The 16,067-nt window shown below is 71.7% G+C and carries 15 protein-coding genes and 1 pseudogene; 4 read left to right on the forward strand and 12 right to left on the reverse strand.

The features are described 5' to 3' along the window. Window positions 1-301: 301 nt before the first annotated feature. Window positions 302-514: pseudogene (locus tag OG521_25600) on the reverse strand (hypothetical protein). A 376-nt stretch (window positions 515-890) separates the two neighbouring features. Here OG521_25600 and OG521_25605 point away from each other — a divergent pair. Together OG521_25605 and OG521_25610 are read left to right on the forward strand one after the other, a co-directional pair. Next, complete coding sequence (locus tag OG521_25605; GenBank protein WUW23960.1) at window positions 891-1,412, forward strand: universal stress protein; 522 nt, start codon at window positions 891-893, stop codon at window positions 1,410-1,412. Window positions 1,413-1,843: 431 nt separating this feature from the next. Beyond that, the gene (locus OG521_25610) at window positions 1,844-2,416 is read left to right on the forward strand and encodes an acetate uptake transporter (protein WUW23961.1); all 573 of its coding nucleotides are present in this window, start codon (window positions 1,844-1,846) and stop codon (window positions 2,414-2,416) included. Between the two features lie 110 nt (window positions 2,417-2,526). Here the strand turns inward: OG521_25610 and glmS are convergent, their stop codons facing one another. Together glmS and OG521_25620 are read right to left on the reverse strand one after the other, a co-directional pair. Further along, window positions 2,527-4,356, reverse strand: a complete 1,830-nt coding sequence (glmS, locus tag OG521_25615) for a glutamine--fructose-6-phosphate transaminase (isomerizing) (GenBank protein WUW23962.1) — start codon at window positions 4,354-4,356, stop codon at window positions 2,527-2,529. A 66-nt stretch (window positions 4,357-4,422) separates the two neighbouring features. After that, window positions 4,423-4,698, reverse strand: coding sequence for a hypothetical protein (locus OG521_25620; GenBank protein WUW23963.1), 276 nt, complete (start codon window positions 4,696-4,698; stop codon window positions 4,423-4,425). A 386-nt stretch (window positions 4,699-5,084) separates the two neighbouring features. Between OG521_25620 and OG521_25625 the strand changes: the two genes are divergently transcribed. Further along, window positions 5,085-6,734, forward strand: a complete 1,650-nt coding sequence (locus OG521_25625) for a beta-N-acetylhexosaminidase (GenBank protein ID WUW23964.1) — start codon at window positions 5,085-5,087, stop codon at window positions 6,732-6,734. 105 nt (window positions 6,735-6,839) lie between these two features. Here the strand turns inward: OG521_25625 and OG521_25630 are convergent, their stop codons facing one another. From OG521_25630 to OG521_25655, 6 genes are all read right to left on the reverse strand, one after another. Then, on the reverse strand, window positions 6,840-7,739 hold the full coding sequence (locus OG521_25630; protein WUW23965.1) for a siderophore-interacting protein: 900 nt from the start codon (window positions 7,737-7,739) through the stop codon (window positions 6,840-6,842). A 2-nt stretch (window positions 7,740-7,741) separates the two neighbouring features. Beyond that, complete coding sequence (locus OG521_25635; protein ID WUW23966.1) at window positions 7,742-8,773, reverse strand: ABC transporter substrate-binding protein; 1,032 nt, start codon at window positions 8,771-8,773, stop codon at window positions 7,742-7,744. 105 nt (window positions 8,774-8,878) lie between these two features. Then, window positions 8,879-9,238: a hypothetical protein gene (locus tag OG521_25640; GenBank protein WUW23967.1), complete on the reverse strand. Its 360-nt coding sequence runs from the start codon at window positions 9,236-9,238 to the stop codon at window positions 8,879-8,881. After that, window positions 9,235-9,876 (reverse strand): GNAT family N-acetyltransferase, encoded by a 642-nt coding sequence (locus tag OG521_25645; GenBank protein ID WUW23968.1) that lies wholly within the window; start codon window positions 9,874-9,876, stop codon window positions 9,235-9,237. The genes OG521_25640 and OG521_25645 overlap by 4 nt, the downstream gene beginning before the upstream one ends. Window positions 9,877-9,952: 76 nt before the next feature. Continuing rightward, the gene (locus OG521_25650; GenBank protein ID WUW23969.1) at window positions 9,953-10,516 is read right to left on the reverse strand and encodes a histidine phosphatase family protein; all 564 of its coding nucleotides are present in this window, start codon (window positions 10,514-10,516) and stop codon (window positions 9,953-9,955) included. Between the two features lie 58 nt (window positions 10,517-10,574). Continuing rightward, window positions 10,575-11,036, reverse strand: a complete 462-nt coding sequence (locus OG521_25655; protein WUW23970.1) for a DUF6194 family protein — start codon at window positions 11,034-11,036, stop codon at window positions 10,575-10,577. Between the two features lie 86 nt (window positions 11,037-11,122). Between OG521_25655 and OG521_25660 the strand changes: the two genes are divergently transcribed. Continuing rightward, complete coding sequence (locus tag OG521_25660; GenBank protein ID WUW23971.1) at window positions 11,123-11,824, forward strand: MerR family transcriptional regulator; 702 nt, start codon at window positions 11,123-11,125, stop codon at window positions 11,822-11,824. Window positions 11,825-11,852: 28 nt separating this feature from the next. Here OG521_25660 and OG521_25665 read toward each other — a convergent pair whose 3' ends face one another. From OG521_25665 to OG521_25675, 3 genes are read right to left on the reverse strand one after another with little or no spacing between them, the layout of a single operon-like run. After that, a complete protein-coding gene (locus OG521_25665; GenBank protein WUW23972.1) occupies window positions 11,853-13,019 on the reverse strand; it encodes an acyl-CoA dehydrogenase family protein in 1,167 nt (388 codons plus the stop codon). A 7-nt stretch (window positions 13,020-13,026) separates the two neighbouring features. After that, complete coding sequence (locus tag OG521_25670) at window positions 13,027-13,986, reverse strand: hydroxymethylglutaryl-CoA lyase (protein ID WUW23973.1); 960 nt, start codon at window positions 13,984-13,986, stop codon at window positions 13,027-13,029. Next, window positions 13,983-16,061 carry an ATP-grasp domain-containing protein gene (locus tag OG521_25675; GenBank protein WUW26796.1) on the reverse strand — a complete coding sequence of 693 codons (2,079 nt, stop codon included), beginning with the start codon at window positions 16,059-16,061 and terminating at the stop codon, window positions 13,983-13,985. Before OG521_25675 ends, OG521_25670 begins: the two co-directional genes overlap by 4 nt. Between the last annotated feature and the right edge of the window lie 6 nt (window positions 16,062-16,067).

A 16,067-nucleotide genomic window follows, 5' to 3' on the forward strand; every position in this document is an offset into this window, starting at 1 on the left:
CACCAGCCGGTTTTATGTCGACAAGGCGTCCTGGCGGGAAGCATTCGATCACGAAGCGTTTCACTCGTGAGTCGCGCAGGGAAGTGCGCCTGGCGTTCATGGCCCGTCCCCATGGGGTGGAAGCGTACCGCGCGGTCTCTTCCTGCCTGGTGGCAAGGGGGTTGATCGGCCAATTCGACAAGGAATCGACTGGGACCTGAAGTTGGCTGAAAACGTACGGTCGCGTGTACGGAAATCAGTCGTTCTACCGGCGCACTACCCGGGAGGTGCGGTCGCCCCTGTGCGCCCCCTGGGCGGTCCGGGCGGCCGCGCGGGCGGACCGGCGGAGCAGCATCCGGCAGGCCACGGTGACGGCGGCCAGGCCGAGCGCGACGAGCACGGCCCCGGTCGGGGAGTCGCCGTGGGCGATCAGGACGAGCGGTACCAGCAGGCAGCCGAATACCGCCCAGCGGACCACATCGGTCACCGGCTGCGCGGCGGGTTCCGGATGGGCGGGCGGGACGGGTGCGGGCACGGGGTGCTCCCTGGGGCGGCTCGATGACGCTCTGGTCGGTACGGAACGGCCGGCGGACCGCGCGGCGGGTGCGCGGTGACGCGGGCACGTGGCTAACGGACCGGGCCCCGGCCGGTCACCGAATGCGCGCGTACGGGTCCCGCGCGGGCCGCCCCGCCTCGGTGTACCGCGCATCCGGCATTGCCATACGGGGCGGTCTCGGGCATGCTCCCTGAAACGTCGCACGCGCTTTGCGCGGATCTGGGCAGTGGAGGAGTGGCGCCGTACCCTTGGGGGTAAGGGGTTGGGAAGATGATTCCCGGACACCGCAACACCGCCCGCTGACGTAACTTCCCACGTCGCTCTCCTCACGAGGACTCTCTTCGCCGAGACACCGATGGCCGGTCACGAAATCCCCGAACCCGCGGACCGCAAGCAGGTAGCCGACCCTCTGTCGGACCCGCAGACGGCCGAAGACGCATGTCATTCCTGCGATCCCGCCTTCCGGCACGGAGTCGTCGTCGGCTTCGACGGCTCGACCTCCAGTGAGCGGGCCCTCGCGTACGCCATCGGCATGGCCCGGAGAACGGGCTCCGGCCTGATCATCGTGCATGTCGCCAACCGGCTGCCGACCACCGTCTGGGCCGGCTGCGAGCCGCCCGTCTTCGTGGACGTGCCCGATCACCGCACCGAGGTCCTCGGCCTGGAGCTCGCCTGCGCGGACTACCTCGCCGAGGTGCCGTGGGTCCTCGTCGAGCGCGGCGGCGACATCTGCCACGAGCTGGAGGAGGTCGGCCGCGAGTACTCCGCCGACGCCATCGTCGTGGGCTCCACGCACGGGATCGTCGGCCGGATCTTCGGCTCGGTGGCGGGCCGGCTGGCCCGGCGGGCCCAGCGCCCCGTCGTCGTCATCCCGTAGGGGCGGTCCGTACGGCTTCCGTGGCTCCGCGGGTTCCGTAGTGCCCGCGGTTCCCGCGGTTCCGTCGTGGCTTCCTCCCGCCCTTCCCGTGGCTCCCTTTCGGCTCCCTCCGCGCTCCCTTCCGGCTTCCTTCCGCTGTGTTCCGTGGCGCCATTTCCGTCCGTTCCCGGCCCCAACCGGGGGCGGTCGGTTTGTTTTCGGTGCCCTTCCGGTCCGTCCGCGGTCCGCTTCCGGTCCTCATCCGGTCCTCATCCGGTCCGCTCCGGCCGGGGGCGGCTGCTTCACGCCCAGGTGGGCGGGCATGGCGTCAACTCGACTACGGAAACAGGGAGAAGAGCGAAGCTACCGACCCGTAGAGGTGGATTGTGCGCTTGTGAAGGGTACGTAAACGTCACTGGACACAGCACGATTGCATGTGAAGGGAGCCCGCCGTGGACAACGACGTCTCTGCGGGAAACACCAGCACCTCCACCCTCGGCCATCTCGCCCTGGGAGTCACGCTGTTGGCATTCGGGATCGGTCACACCGGGGCCGTGGACGGGGTGACGGCGGCGGACGCCGTCTCGCTCGCCCTGTACGTCGGCGGTATCGCCCTGTTCGTCGCCGGACTCCTGGCGTTCCGGGCGGGCGATGCCTTCGCCGGTACCGCCTTCGCCGGACTCGGCGCCTTCTGGTTCACCTGGGGCACCGGCGCCGACGCCCGGGTCTCCGACCATGCGGCAGGGCTGTTCCTGCTGCTCTGGGCCCTGTTCGCGCTCACGCTGACGCTCGGTGCCGCCGGGCGCGGTCTGCTCGGGCAGGGGACGTACGGGCTGCTGTTCGTGGGGCTGCTGCTGCTGGGCATCGGGCAGTTCGCGGACAGCGGCTTCCTGGCGAAGGCGGGCGGCTGGTTCGCCGTGGTGGCCGGCCTCGCCGCCTGGTACGGGGCGACAGCGGCGCTGGCCCACTGGCCGACGGCGGTACCGAAGCGGACTGCCGGCCGAGGTGTGACGGCCACCGGCTGAGGCAGTGACCCGGGCCGGTTCCGGGCGGCACCGGCCCGTGACGGGAGAGCGGCCCCGCACCCACCTCCAGTGGGTGCGGGGCCGCTCTTCGCCTTCCGCGGGGGTGGTGCCTACTCGACGGTGACGGACTTCGCCAGGTTGCGCGGCTTGTCGATGTCACGGCCCATGGCCAGCGCCGTGTGGTAGGCGAGGAGCTGGAGCGGGATGCCCATCAGGATCGGGTCCAGCTCGTTCTCGTTCTTCGGGACGACGATCGTGTGGTCGGCCTTCTCCTGCTCGCGGTGCGCCACGGCGAGGATGCGGCCGCTGCGGGCCTTGATCTCCTCCAGCGCGGCGCGGTTCTTCTCCAGCAGGTCGTCGTCCGGGACGATCGCGACCGTGGGGAGCGCCGGCTCGATGAGCGCCAGCGGACCGTGCTTCAGCTCCGAGGCGGGGTAGGCCTCGGCGTGGATGTACGAGATCTCCTTGAGCTTCAGGGAGGCCTCGAGGGCGACGGGGTAGCCCCTGACGCGGCCGATGAACATCATCGACTGAGCGCCCGCGTACTCCTCGGCCAGCTTCTTGATCTCGTCCTCCGACTCGAGGATCTGACCGATCTGCTCGGGCAGCTTGCGCAGGCCCTCGATGATCCGCTTGCCGTCGGAGACCGACAGGTCGCGGATGCGGCCCAGGTGCAGGGCGAGCAGCGCGAAGGCGACCACGGTGTTGGTGAAGCACTTGGTGGAGACGACGCAGACCTCGGGGCCGGCGTGGACGTACATGCCTCCGTCGGCCTCGCGGGCGATCGCCGAGCCGACGACGTTGACGACACCGAGGACCCGGGCGCCCTTGCGCTTGAGTTCCTGGACGGCGGCCAGCACGTCGTACGTCTCACCGGACTGGGAGACGGCGACGTACAGGGTGTCGGGGTCCACGACCGGGTTGCGGTAGCGGAACTCGGACGCGGGCTCGGCGTCCGCGGGGATCCGGGCCAGCTCCTCGATGAGACCGGCGCCGATCATGCCCGCGTGGTACGAGGTGCCGCAGCCCAGGATCTTGATCCGGCGGACCCCGCGGGCCTCGCGGGCGTCCAGGTTCAGTCCGCCCAGGTGCACGGTGGAGAAGCGGTCGTCGATGCGGCCGCGCAGCACGCGGTCCACGGCTTCGGCCTGCTCGGAGATCTCCTTGTGCATGTACGTGTCGTGGCCGCCCATGTCGTACGACTCGGCCTCCCACTCCACCGTGGTGGGCGTGGCCGTCGTGGTCGAGCCCTCGGTGGTGTACGTACGGAAGTCGTCGGCCTTGAGGGTGGCCATCTCGCCGTCGTCCAGGGTGACGATCTGGCGGGTGTGCGCGACCAGGGCGGCGACGTCGGAGGCGACGAACATCTCCTTCTCGCCGATGCCGAGGACGACCGGGGAGCCGTTGCGGGCGACGACGATGCGGTCGTTGAAGTCGGCGTGCATGACGGCGATGCCGTACGTGCCCTCGACGGACTTCAGCGCCTCGCGGACCTTCTCCTCCAGGGTGTCCGCCTCGGAACGGGCGATCAGGTGGACCAGCACCTCGGTGTCGGTCTCGGAGAGGAAGACGACGCCGTCGGCGACGAGCCGGGCGCGGAGCTCGGAGGCGTTGTCGATGATCCCGTTGTGGACGACGGCGACCTTGTTGTCGGCGTCCAGGTGCGGGTGGGCGTTCTCGTCGCTCGGGGCGCCGTGGGTGGCCCAGCGGGTGTGCGCGATGCCGGTGGTGCCGGCGAACCGCTTGGGGACCCGGGACTCCAGCTCGCGGACCCGGCCCTTGGCCTTGACCATCTTCAGCGCGGCGGGCTTGCCGGCCGCCGGCTTGCCGGTGATGACGATGCCCGCGGAGTCGTAACCCCGGTACTCCAGCCGCTGCAGGCCCTCCAGCAGCAGCGGGGCCACGTCACGCTTTCCGATATAACCGACGATTCCGCACATAGAGTCTCAGCCCTCCATCGACGTACAGGTACTAGCAAGCGAGTGGGTGCCCGGCCGCGGGCCGGCTCAGCCGTAGACGATGCGGCGCAGCTGGCGGAGCGAGAGCTCCGGCGGCGCGACCGCCCGGTGCGGCAGCTCGGCCGAGATCCGTTCGAAGATCTCCGTGTTGACCAGGCCGCCGGACTGCAGTTCGCGATGGCGGCGGCGGACGAAGACGTCGGTCGTCTCGTCGAAGTAGGCGAGCACGTCGAGGATCACCCGCGCGGCCTCACCGCGCTGGAGCGCGGTGCTGCGCACCAGGTGGTCAATGAGGTCGTCGTACGACGAGCGGCGTTCGAGCACTCGTCGATATTGCGGCGGCGGGAGCTCCGACGCAACAATTCTGCCCGATATCGGGCAAGGATCGGGTCGAGCGGGTCCCTTTTTGTCGATTCGAGGGATTCGGGTGCACTTTTCGGGTGCACTTTCCCGATGTGCTGCCGGGTGCGTTGTGGGGTGTGCTTCCGGTGTGCGTTCCGGAGGTGCCGGGCGACGCCCGTACCGCCGGCCGGGGCCGGGTCCGACGGGATGAATTCGGCCAGATGCCCCGGAACGTCGGCCACGTTCCGGGGCCGCCAACGCGGGGAAGTGGTCTACACCTTGACCATCCGTGGGGTACGCGGTACGCATGGCGACGGTTCGATTGGTCAGGAGATCCAGGTGTGAACCAGTAGAAAGGGACCCGGCCTGTGAGACTGCACACGGCGCGGCGCAGTGCTCTACCCCGTCTTCTCGGCTCGCTGCTTCTCGTCACGGCGGCCGGCATCTCCACCGCGTGCGCGGCCCCCACGGCGTCCGCGGCCGGCAGCGGCCCCGCCGCGTCGGAGCCCCGGCCCCTCGGTCAGATCGTGCCCGCCCCCGTCTCGGTGAGACCGGGCGGATCCCCGTACTCCCTCACCGGCGCCACCAGGATCCGGGTCGAGAGCCCGTCCGGTGAGGTCCGGAAGATCGGCGAGTACCTGGCGGGCGTGCTGCGCCCCTCCACCGGGTACGCCCTGCCGGTCACCGGAAAGGCCGGCTCCGACGGCATCCGGCTCCGGCTCGGCTCCCACGACAGCGCGCTGGGCGCCGAGGGCTACACCCTGACGTCCGAGCGCGGCTCCGTCACCATCACCGCCCGCAAGCCCGCAGGGCTCTTCCACGGCGTCCAGACCCTGCGCCAGCTGCTGCCGGCCCGGATCGAGAGCGACAGCCGCCAGAAGGGGCCGTGGAAGGTCGCGGGCGGCAGGGTCACCGACGCGCCGCGCTACGCCTACCGGGGCGCGATGCTCGATGTCTCGCGGCACTTCTTCTCGGTCACCGAGGTGAAGCGCTACATCGACCAGATCGCGCAGTACAAGATGAACACCTTCCACATCCACCTCTCCGACGACCAGGGCTGGCGGATCGCCGTCGACTCCTGGCCGAAGCTGGCCACGTACGGCGGCTCGACGGAGGTCGACGGCGGGCCCGGCGGCTACTACACCAAGAGCGAGTACAAGGAGATCGTGCGGTACGCGGCCTCCCGCTACCTGGAGGTGGTGCCGGAGATCGACATGCCCGGCCACACCAACGCGGCCCTCGCCTCGTACGCCGAGCTGAACTGCGACGGCGTCGCGCCGCCGCTCTACACCGGGATCAAGGTCGGCTTCAGCTCGCTGTGCGCGGCCAAGGACGTGACGTACCGGTTCATCGACGACGTCATCGGTGAACTGGCCGAGCTGACCCCCGGCCGGTACATCCACATCGGCGGCGACGAGGCGCACTCCACCAGCCACGAGGACTACGCCAAGATCATGGAGCGGGCGCAGGCCGCCGTCGGCGCGCACGGCAAGACCGTGATGGGCTGGCACCAGCTCACCGGGGCCTCGCCGGTCAAGGGCGCGGTCGCCCAGTACTGGGGCTACGACAAGACGAGCGCGGCGGACCGGCAGCAGGTGGCGGACGCGGCGAAGAACGGCACCAAGCTCGTCCTGTCCCCGGCGGACCGGGTGTACCTCGACATGAAGTACAACGAGGACACCGTGCTGGGGCTCAAGTGGGCCGGCCTGGTCGAGGTGCAGCGCAGTTACGACTGGGACCCGGCGACCTACCTCGCCGACACCCCGGCGGACGCGGTGCTCGGGGTCGAGGCGCCGATCTGGGCCGAGACGCTGACCGACAGCGACGACATCGACGCGATGGCGTTCCCGCGGCTGCCCGGTGCGGCGGAGCTGGGCTGGTCCCCGGCCGAGACGCACGACTGGGACACGTACAAGCTGCGGCTGGCGGCGCTCGGGCCGCGGTTCACCGCGCAGGGCATCGACTACTACCGCTCACCGCAGGTGCCGTGGCCGGCGGAGCCGGCCGCGGCGGGGTGATCGGCGGTCCGTCCGGCGGCCGGGGGCGTGATGCGGACGCCTCCGGCCGCCGGGCGGGCCTGTCGAGAGTGTCATCGACCGCCGGGCGGTCTGTGAAAGATGTCCTCAACCGCCGGACGGGCTTGAGGTGTCGGGCGGGTTCGAGGCGGTTTCCGCCTCCTCGCGGAGTTGTTCCTCGCTCAGGCCGCGGCGCCAGTAGCCGACGAACGTCACCCGCCTGCGGTCGATGCCGCGTTCGCCCACCAGGTGCCGGCGCATGGCCCGCACCTTGGCGGCCTCGCCGGCGATCCAGACGTACGGGGTTCCCTCCGGCAGCTCCGCCGCGCGCACGGCCGCCACGGCATCCGGGGTGTCCGCCCGGTCCCGCACCAGCCAGCTGATCCGGGACGAGGCCGCGGTGGTGATCGCCAGGCGGTCCTCCGTGTGCGGGACCTCCAGCCAGACCCGGGCCCGCAGACGGGCCGGCAGCCACTCCAGGGCGGCTGCCGCCGCGGGAAGCGCCGTCTCGTCGGCCCAGATCAGCACCCAGTCGGTGTCCTCGGGCGGACGGAACCGGACGGCCGTGTTGTCCTCGACGGCCGGTCCGAGCGCCTTGACGACGTCGCCGGGCGAGGCCGCGGCGGCCCAGCGGCAGGCCGGACCGCCGTCCTCGTGGAGCGCGAAATCGATGTCGATCTCGGTGGCCGGACCGTCGTGCGCGGCGTCGTCGGTGCGGCGTTGCGCCCGCACGGTGTACGAGCGCAGCACGGCCCGCTCGTCCGGCGGAAGGGCCCGCCAGGGGGCGAACCAGTTGCCCTCGTCATCGACCGGAAGGACTGGTTCCGGCTGTCCGGGGTGCGGCAGGAACAGCGAAAGGCTCTGATCGCGGCCCCCCGAGGCGAATCCGTCGAGCCCCGGTCCGCCGAACGTGACCCGGAGCATCGAGGGGCCGAGCCGCCCGGTGCGCAGGACGGTCAGCCGGAAGAGCCGGAAGGGGTCGACGTCCGGCGTCGCGGCGGCCGCCATGGTCAGGCGGCCTTCTTGGCGTCCTCGATGGCCTTCGCGAGGTCCTCGAGGATCGGCGCGCACTTGTCGTAGCTGTAGATCGGCTCGGTGGTGCGCGGGATGACCTGGCCGGCCTTGACCGCGGGCAGCTGCGTCCAGGTCGGCTTGGAGGTCAGGGCGTCGGGCTGCAGGGCCGATGAGCGGTTGTCCATCATGATGATGTCGGCCTCGTACTTGTCGACGTTCTCCCAGCTCAGCTCCTCGAAGAAGCCCGCGGCGTTGACCTTCGGCTCGACGAACCTCACGCCCAGCTCCTGGAAGTACAGGGTGTCGGCGGACATCTTGGCGAGCGAGACGTAGAACAGGTCCTGGCTGGCCGAGCCGACGAGGACCCTGATGTTCGGCTTGGACTTCGCGGCGGCGCGCAGCCGGGCCGCGGCCTTCTCGAAGCGGGCCTTCGCGTCCGTGACGGTCTTGGCCGTCACATCGGCACCGAGCGAGGCGGCGAGGTCCTCGTGGCGCTGGATCGCCTTGGGGATCGTGGTCTCGGCGGCCCACAGGGCGACGCTCGGGGCGAGCTTCAGGATCTTGTCCTTGGACGCGTCCGGCACGTACCAGAGGGCGTCCTTCTCCCACATGGCGGTGACCAGCAGGTCCGGGCCGAGCGCCGCGTACTTCTCGACGTTGAACTCGCCCCAGACGTTGCCGAGGATCTCCACCTTGCTGATGTCCAGGTCGCCTGCCTGCACATCGGCCTTGCCGCCCTTGGTCTTCGTCGGGCCGAAGACGGCCTTGACCTCGACGCCGTAGTCGTGGAGGGCCGCGGCGACACCGGTGAAGGCGACGATGTTCTTCGGCACGGAATCGGCCTTGACCGTCTGCCCGCGGTCGTCCTTGAAGCTCCAGGGCCCGGCGTCGGCGCTCTTGGCACCGTCGGCCCCGGAGCCCTTGCTGTCGCTGTCACCGCAGGCCGCCAGCACGGCACCCAGGCCGACTGCGCCGCCCATGGCCAGCAGGCCGCGGCGGGTGGGACGGGACACTCGGGCAGTGCGCATGACGGAATCCGCTTTCGTACGAGCCGGAGGCCGGCCGGTGACAAGTTCGAGCGAAGGTTAGCCTAACCTCACGAGCTGTCGCGCCGGTGGACGCCCCCGTTCCGGTCACCAGACGATGACTCCGCCGTCCACGTCCAGGGCACGCTCGGCGGCCGCCGTGATGTTGGCCAGCCGCTCCGCCACGTAGTCGTCGGCATAGCCGCTGTGCGCGGCCAGCGCCTCGATGTGGTCGCCCAGCAGCTCGCACTCGGCGAGGAACGCCAGGACGTCCTCCGGCTCCACGTACAGGTCGCTGGTGGCGAGCTGGGGGAGGAAACGGGCACCGAGGTCGCGGGCCGGCCGCGATCCCCACAGCTTGGTCCGGCTCTTCTCGAAACCGGCGAGGGTGTGGCCGTACTCCGGATCGTCCAGGAAGTGCCGCTTGCCGCTCCTGCCCCGGATGAAGGTGTGCACCAGGAGGGTCACGCGCCGAACATCGCCCGGCAGTCGTCGAGCCCCTCCACCGTGACGTCGGCCGACCGGCGGTCCTCCCACCGGTCGCGCTCCAGCCGCAGCCGCTGCAGCGTGACGCGCGCGTCCCCCAGGGCGGCGACCTCCAGCCCGTCCGGGACGTAGCCGAGCCTGCGCGAGACGCCCAGCGAGCGCGGGTTGTCCGTCATCGCGGCCGAGACCGCCGCGCCGGCGCCGAGACCCGCGAAGGCGAGATGGAGGGCGGCGGCCCGCATCTCGGTGCCGATGCCGCGCCCCTGGTGCGCGAGCCCCAGCCAGGAGCCGGTACTCACCTCCCCGGTCACCGCGAAGCTCTTCGCCGCCACGTCCTGCCGTCCGACCACCCGGCCCTCGCACAGCACCGCGAGGCTCAACGACCAGTCCTGCACGGACCAGTCGGCGATGGTGCTCAGCACGTGCCGGAACACCGCTCGCCCCCGCTCGACGGGCGGGCAGTCGGTCCAGGGGACGGTGAACGGCATGACGTCCGGGGCGTGCACCCCGTCGGCGGCGACCGAGGCGAGCTCGTCCAGCAACTCCAGATCCGGAAGGCGAAGTTCCAGGCGGGGGGTGCGGATGCGGAGCCCGTACAGGGGCCAGTGCTGCGGCTTCATGAAGGAACTCTGCCGGGCACGGCCGACCGCTGTCGAACGAATTGCGCAGGTGCGGGCGGGTGGGCGGGTGGTGAGGTCACCCGGCGGCGGGAGCCGGCCAGTCGCCGGGCAGTTCGTACCGCCGGCCCGGACGCCATGCGGGCGGTGCCTGGAGCAGTTCCTCCAACGGAGTGCCCGTCAGCAGGTGTTCCAGTGCCCAGTGGTTGGCCGAGTGGGCGATCACCAGGATGCGGCTGCCGTCCCAGCCGGTGGCCAGGTCGTGGAGGAAGGCGTCGGTGGCCGCGACGACTTGGCGGTAGCTCCGGCCGCCGGGAAACGGGACGTCGATGTGCTGGAGCCGGCGCGCGGCGACGTGGCGGCGAGGGCTCCCGTTGAGGTCGCCGTAGTCGCACTCACGCAGCCGGACGTCCTGGTGGATCGGGGGCGGGCCGCCGGGGTACGCGGTGCGGGCCGTCTGGACGGCCCGGCGCAGGTCGGAGGTGAACACGGCCGCGAAGCCGTCGCCCGGCCGGCGCTCGCCCAGTTCACGGGCCTGGCGGCGGCCCAGGTCCGAGAGTTCCCCCGGGAGCGGGCCGGTGGCGATGCCGGCCTCGTTGTCCGTGCTGGTGGAGTGGGTCTCGTAGATGATCTCTACCGTCATCGGGGCTCCCGGACATCTGCCGTCGTGTGGTCGCTCGGACGAGAGCGCCGCCCGGCCGTCACCCGGTACGTCGCTCATGACGCGCCCGCGCGAGGTCGTACGCGCCGCGGAGCAGCTCGTAGGTGACCTCTTCCGTCCGCGGCCCCGGATTCACCACCGCGAGCCAGCCGGCGGAGCCGTAGACGGGGTGCGCCCTCACAGCATCGGTGGTGTCGGGGGCGTCGTCGAGGGCCGGTGCGTCCGGCGCGTGGCCGGTCCGTTCGGTGAAGGCTTCCCGGCCGGCGGCGATGCTGACGCGGAAGGTGTCCGGGCGGTCCAGGCGGGAGCTCTCGTCGCCCGGGTAGTTCTTCGTCACGATCGTCGCGAACGGCTGAGCCGTGGCCGGCGCGGCAGCGTCGGGGGAGTAGGAGAAGAAGGTGTCCCCCCAGCTGATCCCGGGCGAGCCGTCGCCGGGTTGCGGCCTGAGGACCCGGACTCCGTCGAGGTCCTGCATGAAGGCGATGATCTGGTCGATGGTCATGTCCTCAAGCGTTTCATTAAGGTGCTTGTGGAGACTTCGAGCCGACCGGCAGGGGAGAGCGGGTGCCAACTCTCAAATCATCGGTCTTGCGCACGGTCGATGTCGCGAGGCGTGCCGGCTGCTCGGTCCAGCAGGTGCGCAACCTCGAACGCGACGGCGTGCTGCCGGCCGCGACGCGTACCGCCGCCGGCTACCGGGTCTACCGGGAGGTCCACCTGCACTCCGCGCTCGCCTACCGGGCCCTCGCGGCCGGGGTGGGACCGGTCGAGGCCAAGCGGATGCTGCGGGCCGCCCACCGGGGTCCGGTCACGGAGGTGCTCGCCCGTCTCGACGCGGCGCACGCCCGGCTCGACCGGGAACGTACGGACCTCGCGCTCGCCCAGCAGGCGGCCGAGGCGATCTCCGCCGAGCCCGTCGAGGACGCACGCCCCTCGGACGCGATGAGCGTCTCCGCACTGGCCGCCGCGCTCGGCGTGCGGCCCTCGACGCTGCGGCACTGGGACGCCGAGGGGCTCGTCGTGCCCGACCGGGTCCCGCCGCGGGACACCCGGCGCTATTCACCCGCCCAGGTCAGGGACGCCCGGATCGTCCATCAGCTGCGCGGAGCCGGATACCGTGTCGACCCCCTCCGGACCCTCATGCCGGTGCTGCGCCAGGGGCACCGCCGGGAAGACGTCCTGTCCGCACTGGCGGCCCGGGACGCGGACATCGCTCTCCGCTCCCGGGCCCTCTTCGACGCCACCGTCGCACTCGGTGCCGTACTGGGCGGCGCGGCGGCTCAGGACTGAGGTCCGCGCGCGCCGCACCGCCTCCCGGTCAGGCCGGCAGCCCCAGCTCCCGGGCGATCAGCATCCGCTGCACCTCGCTCGTGCCCTCGCCGATCTCCAGGATCTTGGAGTCGCGCCACATCCGGGCCACCGGGTACTCGTTCATGAAGCCGTAGCCGCCGTGGATCTGGGTCGCCTCGCGGGCGTTGTCCACCGCCACCGTCGAGGAGTACAGCTTGGCGATCGCCGCCTCCTTCTTGAACGGCTCGCCCGCCAGCAGCCGTGACGCCGCGTCCCGCCAGCCGATCCGGGCCATGTGGGCCCGCATCTCCATGTCCGCGATCTTGAACTGGATCGCCTGGTTGGCGCCGATCGGCCTGCCGAAGGCGTGCCGCTCGGCGGCGTACTTCACGGACTCGTCCACACAGCCCTGCGCGAGGCCCGTCGACAGTGCCGAGATGGCGATCCGGCCCTCGTCCAGGATCCGCAGGAACTGCGCGTAGCCGCGGCCCTCCTCGCCCAGCAGGTTCTCCAGCGGGACGCGGACGTCGGAGAAGGAGAGCTCGCGGGTGTCCGAGGCGTTCCAGCCGACCTTGGAGTAGGGGGCGGCGACCGTGAAGCCGGGGGTGCCGGAGGGCACGATGATCGCGGAGATGCGCGGGGCGCCGTTCTCCTTGCGGCCGGTCACCGCCGTGACCGTCACCAGCTCGGTGATGTCCGTACCCGAGTTGGTGATGAAGCACTTGGAGCCGTTGATCACCCACTCGCCCGTCGCCTCGTCGCGCACCGCCGTCGTCCGGGTGCCGCCCGCGTCCGAACCGCCGTCCGGCTCCGTCAGGCCGAACGCGCCGAGCGCCTCGCCCGAGCAGAGCCTCGGCAGCCACTGCCGCTTCTGCTCCTCCGTACCGAAGCGGAACACCGGCATCGCGCCGAGCGAGACCCCGGCCTCCAGGGTGATCGCCACCGACGAGTCGACCCGGGCCAGCTCCTCCAGGGCGATGCCGAGGGCGAGGTAGTCGCCGCCCATCCCGCCGTACTCCTCCGGGAACGGCAGCCCGAACAGGCCCATCCGCCCCATCTCGCGCACGATCTCGTACGGGAACTCGTGGCGCTCGTAGAAGTCGCCGATCTTCGGCGCGACCACGTCGTGGGCGAACTCCTCGACGGTGCGTCGGAGTTCCTCGTGCTCGGCGGTCAGCCGGTGGTCCAGGGACATCGGGAAATCACTGCTCCTTGTGGGACAGGGCGCGGACGGTGCGGGACGGGCTGGGTCGGCCCAGTTGTTCGGCGAGCCACACGCTGGTGGCGGTGAGCTCGTCGAGGTCGACGCCGGTCTCGATGCCGAGGCCGTCGAGCATCCAGACCAGGTCCTCGGTGGCCAGGTTTCCGGTCGCGCTCTTCGCGTACGGGCAGCCGCCGAGGCCGCCCGCGGAGGCGTCCACGGTGGACACGCCGTGCTGGAGCGCGGCGAGGGTGTTGGACAGCGCCTGTCCGTAGGTGTCGTGGAAGTGCACCCCGATCGTGTCGGTGCGCACTCCCTCCTCGTTCAGCCGGGACAGCAGGGTCTGTACGTGGCCGGGGGTCGCGACGCCGATCGTGTCGCCGAGCGAGAGCTCGTCGCAGCCGAGGTCCATCAGCGCCTTCGCGACGCGGACGACCTGGTGGACGGGGACGGCCCCCTCCCACGGGTCGCCGAAGCACATCGACAGATAGCCGCGCACATGCACCTTGTCGGCCTTGGCACGGGCCACCACGGGCTCGAACATGGCGAGCGACTCGTCGACCGTCCGGTTGAGATTGCGGGCCGCGAACGTCTCCGTCGCCGAGCCGAAGACCGCGATCCGGCGGGCCCCCAGGGACAGCGCCCGGTCCAGGCCCCGCTCGTTCGGCACGAGGACCGGGAGCGCCACGTCCCCCACGTCCCCTATGTCGCCGAGCATCGGGAACAGCTCTTCGGCGTCGGCCAGTTGGGGCACCCACTTGGGGTGGACGAAGCTCGTCGCCTCGATCGTGCTCAGGCCGGCGACCGCGAGGCGGCGGATGAACTCCGCCTTCACCCCGGTCGGCACGACCGTCTTCTCGTTCTGCAGCCCGTCACGGGCGCCGACCTCGTGGATACGGACCCGGGCGGGCAGGTCCGGTGCGGCCACGGTCATCGGCAGGGTGCGGTCGGTGGTCGTCATGCGTCCTCCCCGGCGGTGGCCGCGGGGACCACGACCGCCAGTACCTGGTCCATGGCCACCGTGGTCCCGGCGGTGACGTCGAGTTCGGTGACGGTGCCGGCGTGCGGGGCGGAGATGACGTGCTCCATCTTCATCGCCTCCACGACGAGGAGGCTCTGCCCCGCCGCTACCTCGTCCCCGACGGCCACCTTCACCACGGTGACCGTGCCCGGCATGGGCGCGGCGAGCGCGTCCGCCCCGGAGTGGGCGGCGCCGCTCAGCGAAGCCTCCACCGGGTCGTGGTCCCGCACGTGCCAGGTGTCGCCGTCCCGGCCGAGCCAGTGGCCCTCGGGGGAGACGGCGTACGCGAAGGTGTGGGTGACGCCGGCCAGTTCGAGGGTGATCCGGCCGCCGGCGACGGACAGGGTCCTGGCCGTCTCAGCGCTGCCGGGCAGCGGGCCCAGCGGGCCGCACGCGCCCGAGTCGGGGACCGGCGGCCGGGCGCCCTCGCCGACATGGCCGAAGGTCAGCTCCACGGCCGGTCCGCACGGCCGCAGGCCCACCTGGACCGGGTCGTGACCGGGGATGCGGAAGTGCCGCACCGTCCGGGCCGGGGTGCCGCCGAGGCGCCAGCCGTCGCCGGCCGAGAACGGGTCGGCCCAGACGTCCGCGCGGGCCGGTGCGGGGGAGTGCTGCCGCAGCAGCGCCGCGGCCGCGTACACCTCCTCCGGCACCCCGTCCGGGACCAGCCCGTCCACCTCGCGCTCCACCAGGCCGGTGTCCAGGTCGCCCGCCACCACGGCCGGGTGGCCGAGCAGCCGGCGCAGGAAGCCCGCGTTGGTCGGGACGCCGAGGACCACCGTGCCCGCGAGCGCCGCCCGCAGCCGGCGCAGCGCCGTCGCCCGGTCGGGGCCGTACGCGATCACCTTGGACAGCATCGGGTCGTACAGGCTGCCGACCTCGCCGCCCTCGGCGAGCCCCGAGTCCGTCCGCACCCCGCCGCCCTGCGGCTCGTGGAGTGCCAGCACGGTGCCGCCCGAGGGCAGGAAGCCGCGCGCCGGGTCCTCGGCGCAGACCCGCGCCTCGACCGCGTGGCCGGTGAGGGTGATGCCGGCCTGGGTGCAGGGGAGTTGTTCGCCCGATGCGACCCGCAGCTGCCACTCGACCAGGTCGAGGCCGGTGACCAGCTCCGTCACCGGGTGCTCGACCTGGAGACGGGTGTTCATCTCCATGAAGTAGTACGAAGCCGGGTCGTTGCCCGGGACGATGAACTCCACCGTGCCCGCGCCGACATAGCCGCAGGACCGGGCGGCCTGCACGGCCGCCTCGCCCATCGCCGCGCGGATCTTCTCGTCGAGCAGGACCGAGGGCGCCTCCTCGATGATCTTCTGGTGGCGGCGCTGCAGCGAGCACTCGCGCTCGCCGAGGTGCACCACGTTGCCGTGGCCGTCGGCCAGCACCTGGATCTCGATGTGGCGCGGCCGGTCGATCCACCGCTCCACGAGCAGCGTGTCGTCGCCGAAGGAGGCGCGCGCCTCGCGCCGGGCGGCGGCGATCTCGTCCGCGAGCAGCGCCGCGTCCCGCACCAGCCGCATGCCCTTGCCGCCGCCGCCCGCGGAGGGCTTCAGCAGCACCGGCATGCCGATCTCGTCGGCCGCGTCCGCGAGCTGGCCGTCGGTCAGCTCGCTGCCCGTGGAACCGGGCACCACCGGGACACCGGCCGCGGAGACCGTCTCCTTGGCCCGGATCTTGTCGCCCATCAGCGAGATGGCCGCGGCGGGCGGGCCGATGAAGACCAGCCCCGCGTCCGCGCACGCCTGGGCGAAGCCCGCGTTCTCCGCGAGGAAGCCGTAGCCGGGGTGGACGGCCTGTGCGCCGCTGCGGCGGGCCGCCTCCAGCAGCCGGTCCGCCGAGAGGTAGCTCTCGGCGGCCGGGGCGGGACCGATCCGTACCGCCGTGTCGGCCTCCCGCACGTGCCGGGCGTCCGCGTCCGCGTCGCTGAAGACGGCGACCGAGCGCACCCCCAGCTCGCGCAGGGTCCGGATGACCCGGACCGCGATCTCGCCGCGGTTGGCGACGAGAACCGTGTCGAACATCGTCAT

The organism is Streptomyces sp. NBC_01463 (genome assembly GCA_036227345.1).
Classification (GTDB): Bacteria; Actinomycetota; Actinomycetes; order Streptomycetales; family Streptomycetaceae; genus Streptomyces.

What these genes read in the sequence shown, in the direction of transcription:
- OG521_25605 (WUW23960.1), top strand. Translation starts at nt 891, where the DNA reads ATGGCCGGTCACGAAATCCCCGAACCCGCGGACCGCAAGCAGGTAGCC.
- OG521_25655 (WUW23970.1), bottom strand. Translation starts at nt 11,036, where the DNA reads ATGACCATCGACCAGATCATCGCCTTCATGCAGGACCTCGACGGAGTC.
- OG521_25645 (WUW23968.1), bottom strand. Translation starts at nt 9,876, where the DNA reads ATGAAGCCGCAGCACTGGCCCCTGTACGGGCTCCGCATCCGCACCCCC.
- glmS (WUW23962.1), bottom strand. Translation starts at nt 4,356, where the DNA reads ATGTGCGGAATCGTCGGTTATATCGGAAAGCGTGACGTGGCCCCGCTG.
- OG521_25670 (WUW23973.1), bottom strand. Translation starts at nt 13,986, where the DNA reads ATGACGACCACCGACCGCACCCTGCCGATGACCGTGGCCGCACCGGAC.
- OG521_25635 (WUW23966.1), bottom strand. Translation starts at nt 8,773, where the DNA reads ATGCGCACTGCCCGAGTGTCCCGTCCCACCCGCCGCGGCCTGCTGGCC.
- OG521_25665 (WUW23972.1), bottom strand. Translation starts at nt 13,019, where the DNA reads ATGTCCCTGGACCACCGGCTGACCGCCGAGCACGAGGAACTCCGACGC.
- OG521_25650 (WUW23969.1), bottom strand. Translation starts at nt 10,516, where the DNA reads ATGACGGTAGAGATCATCTACGAGACCCACTCCACCAGCACGGACAAC.
- OG521_25630 (WUW23965.1), bottom strand. Translation starts at nt 7,739, where the DNA reads ATGGCGGCCGCCGCGACGCCGGACGTCGACCCCTTCCGGCTCTTCCGG.
- OG521_25675 (WUW26796.1), bottom strand. Translation starts at nt 16,061, where the DNA reads ATGTTCGACACGGTTCTCGTCGCCAACCGCGGCGAGATCGCGGTCCGG.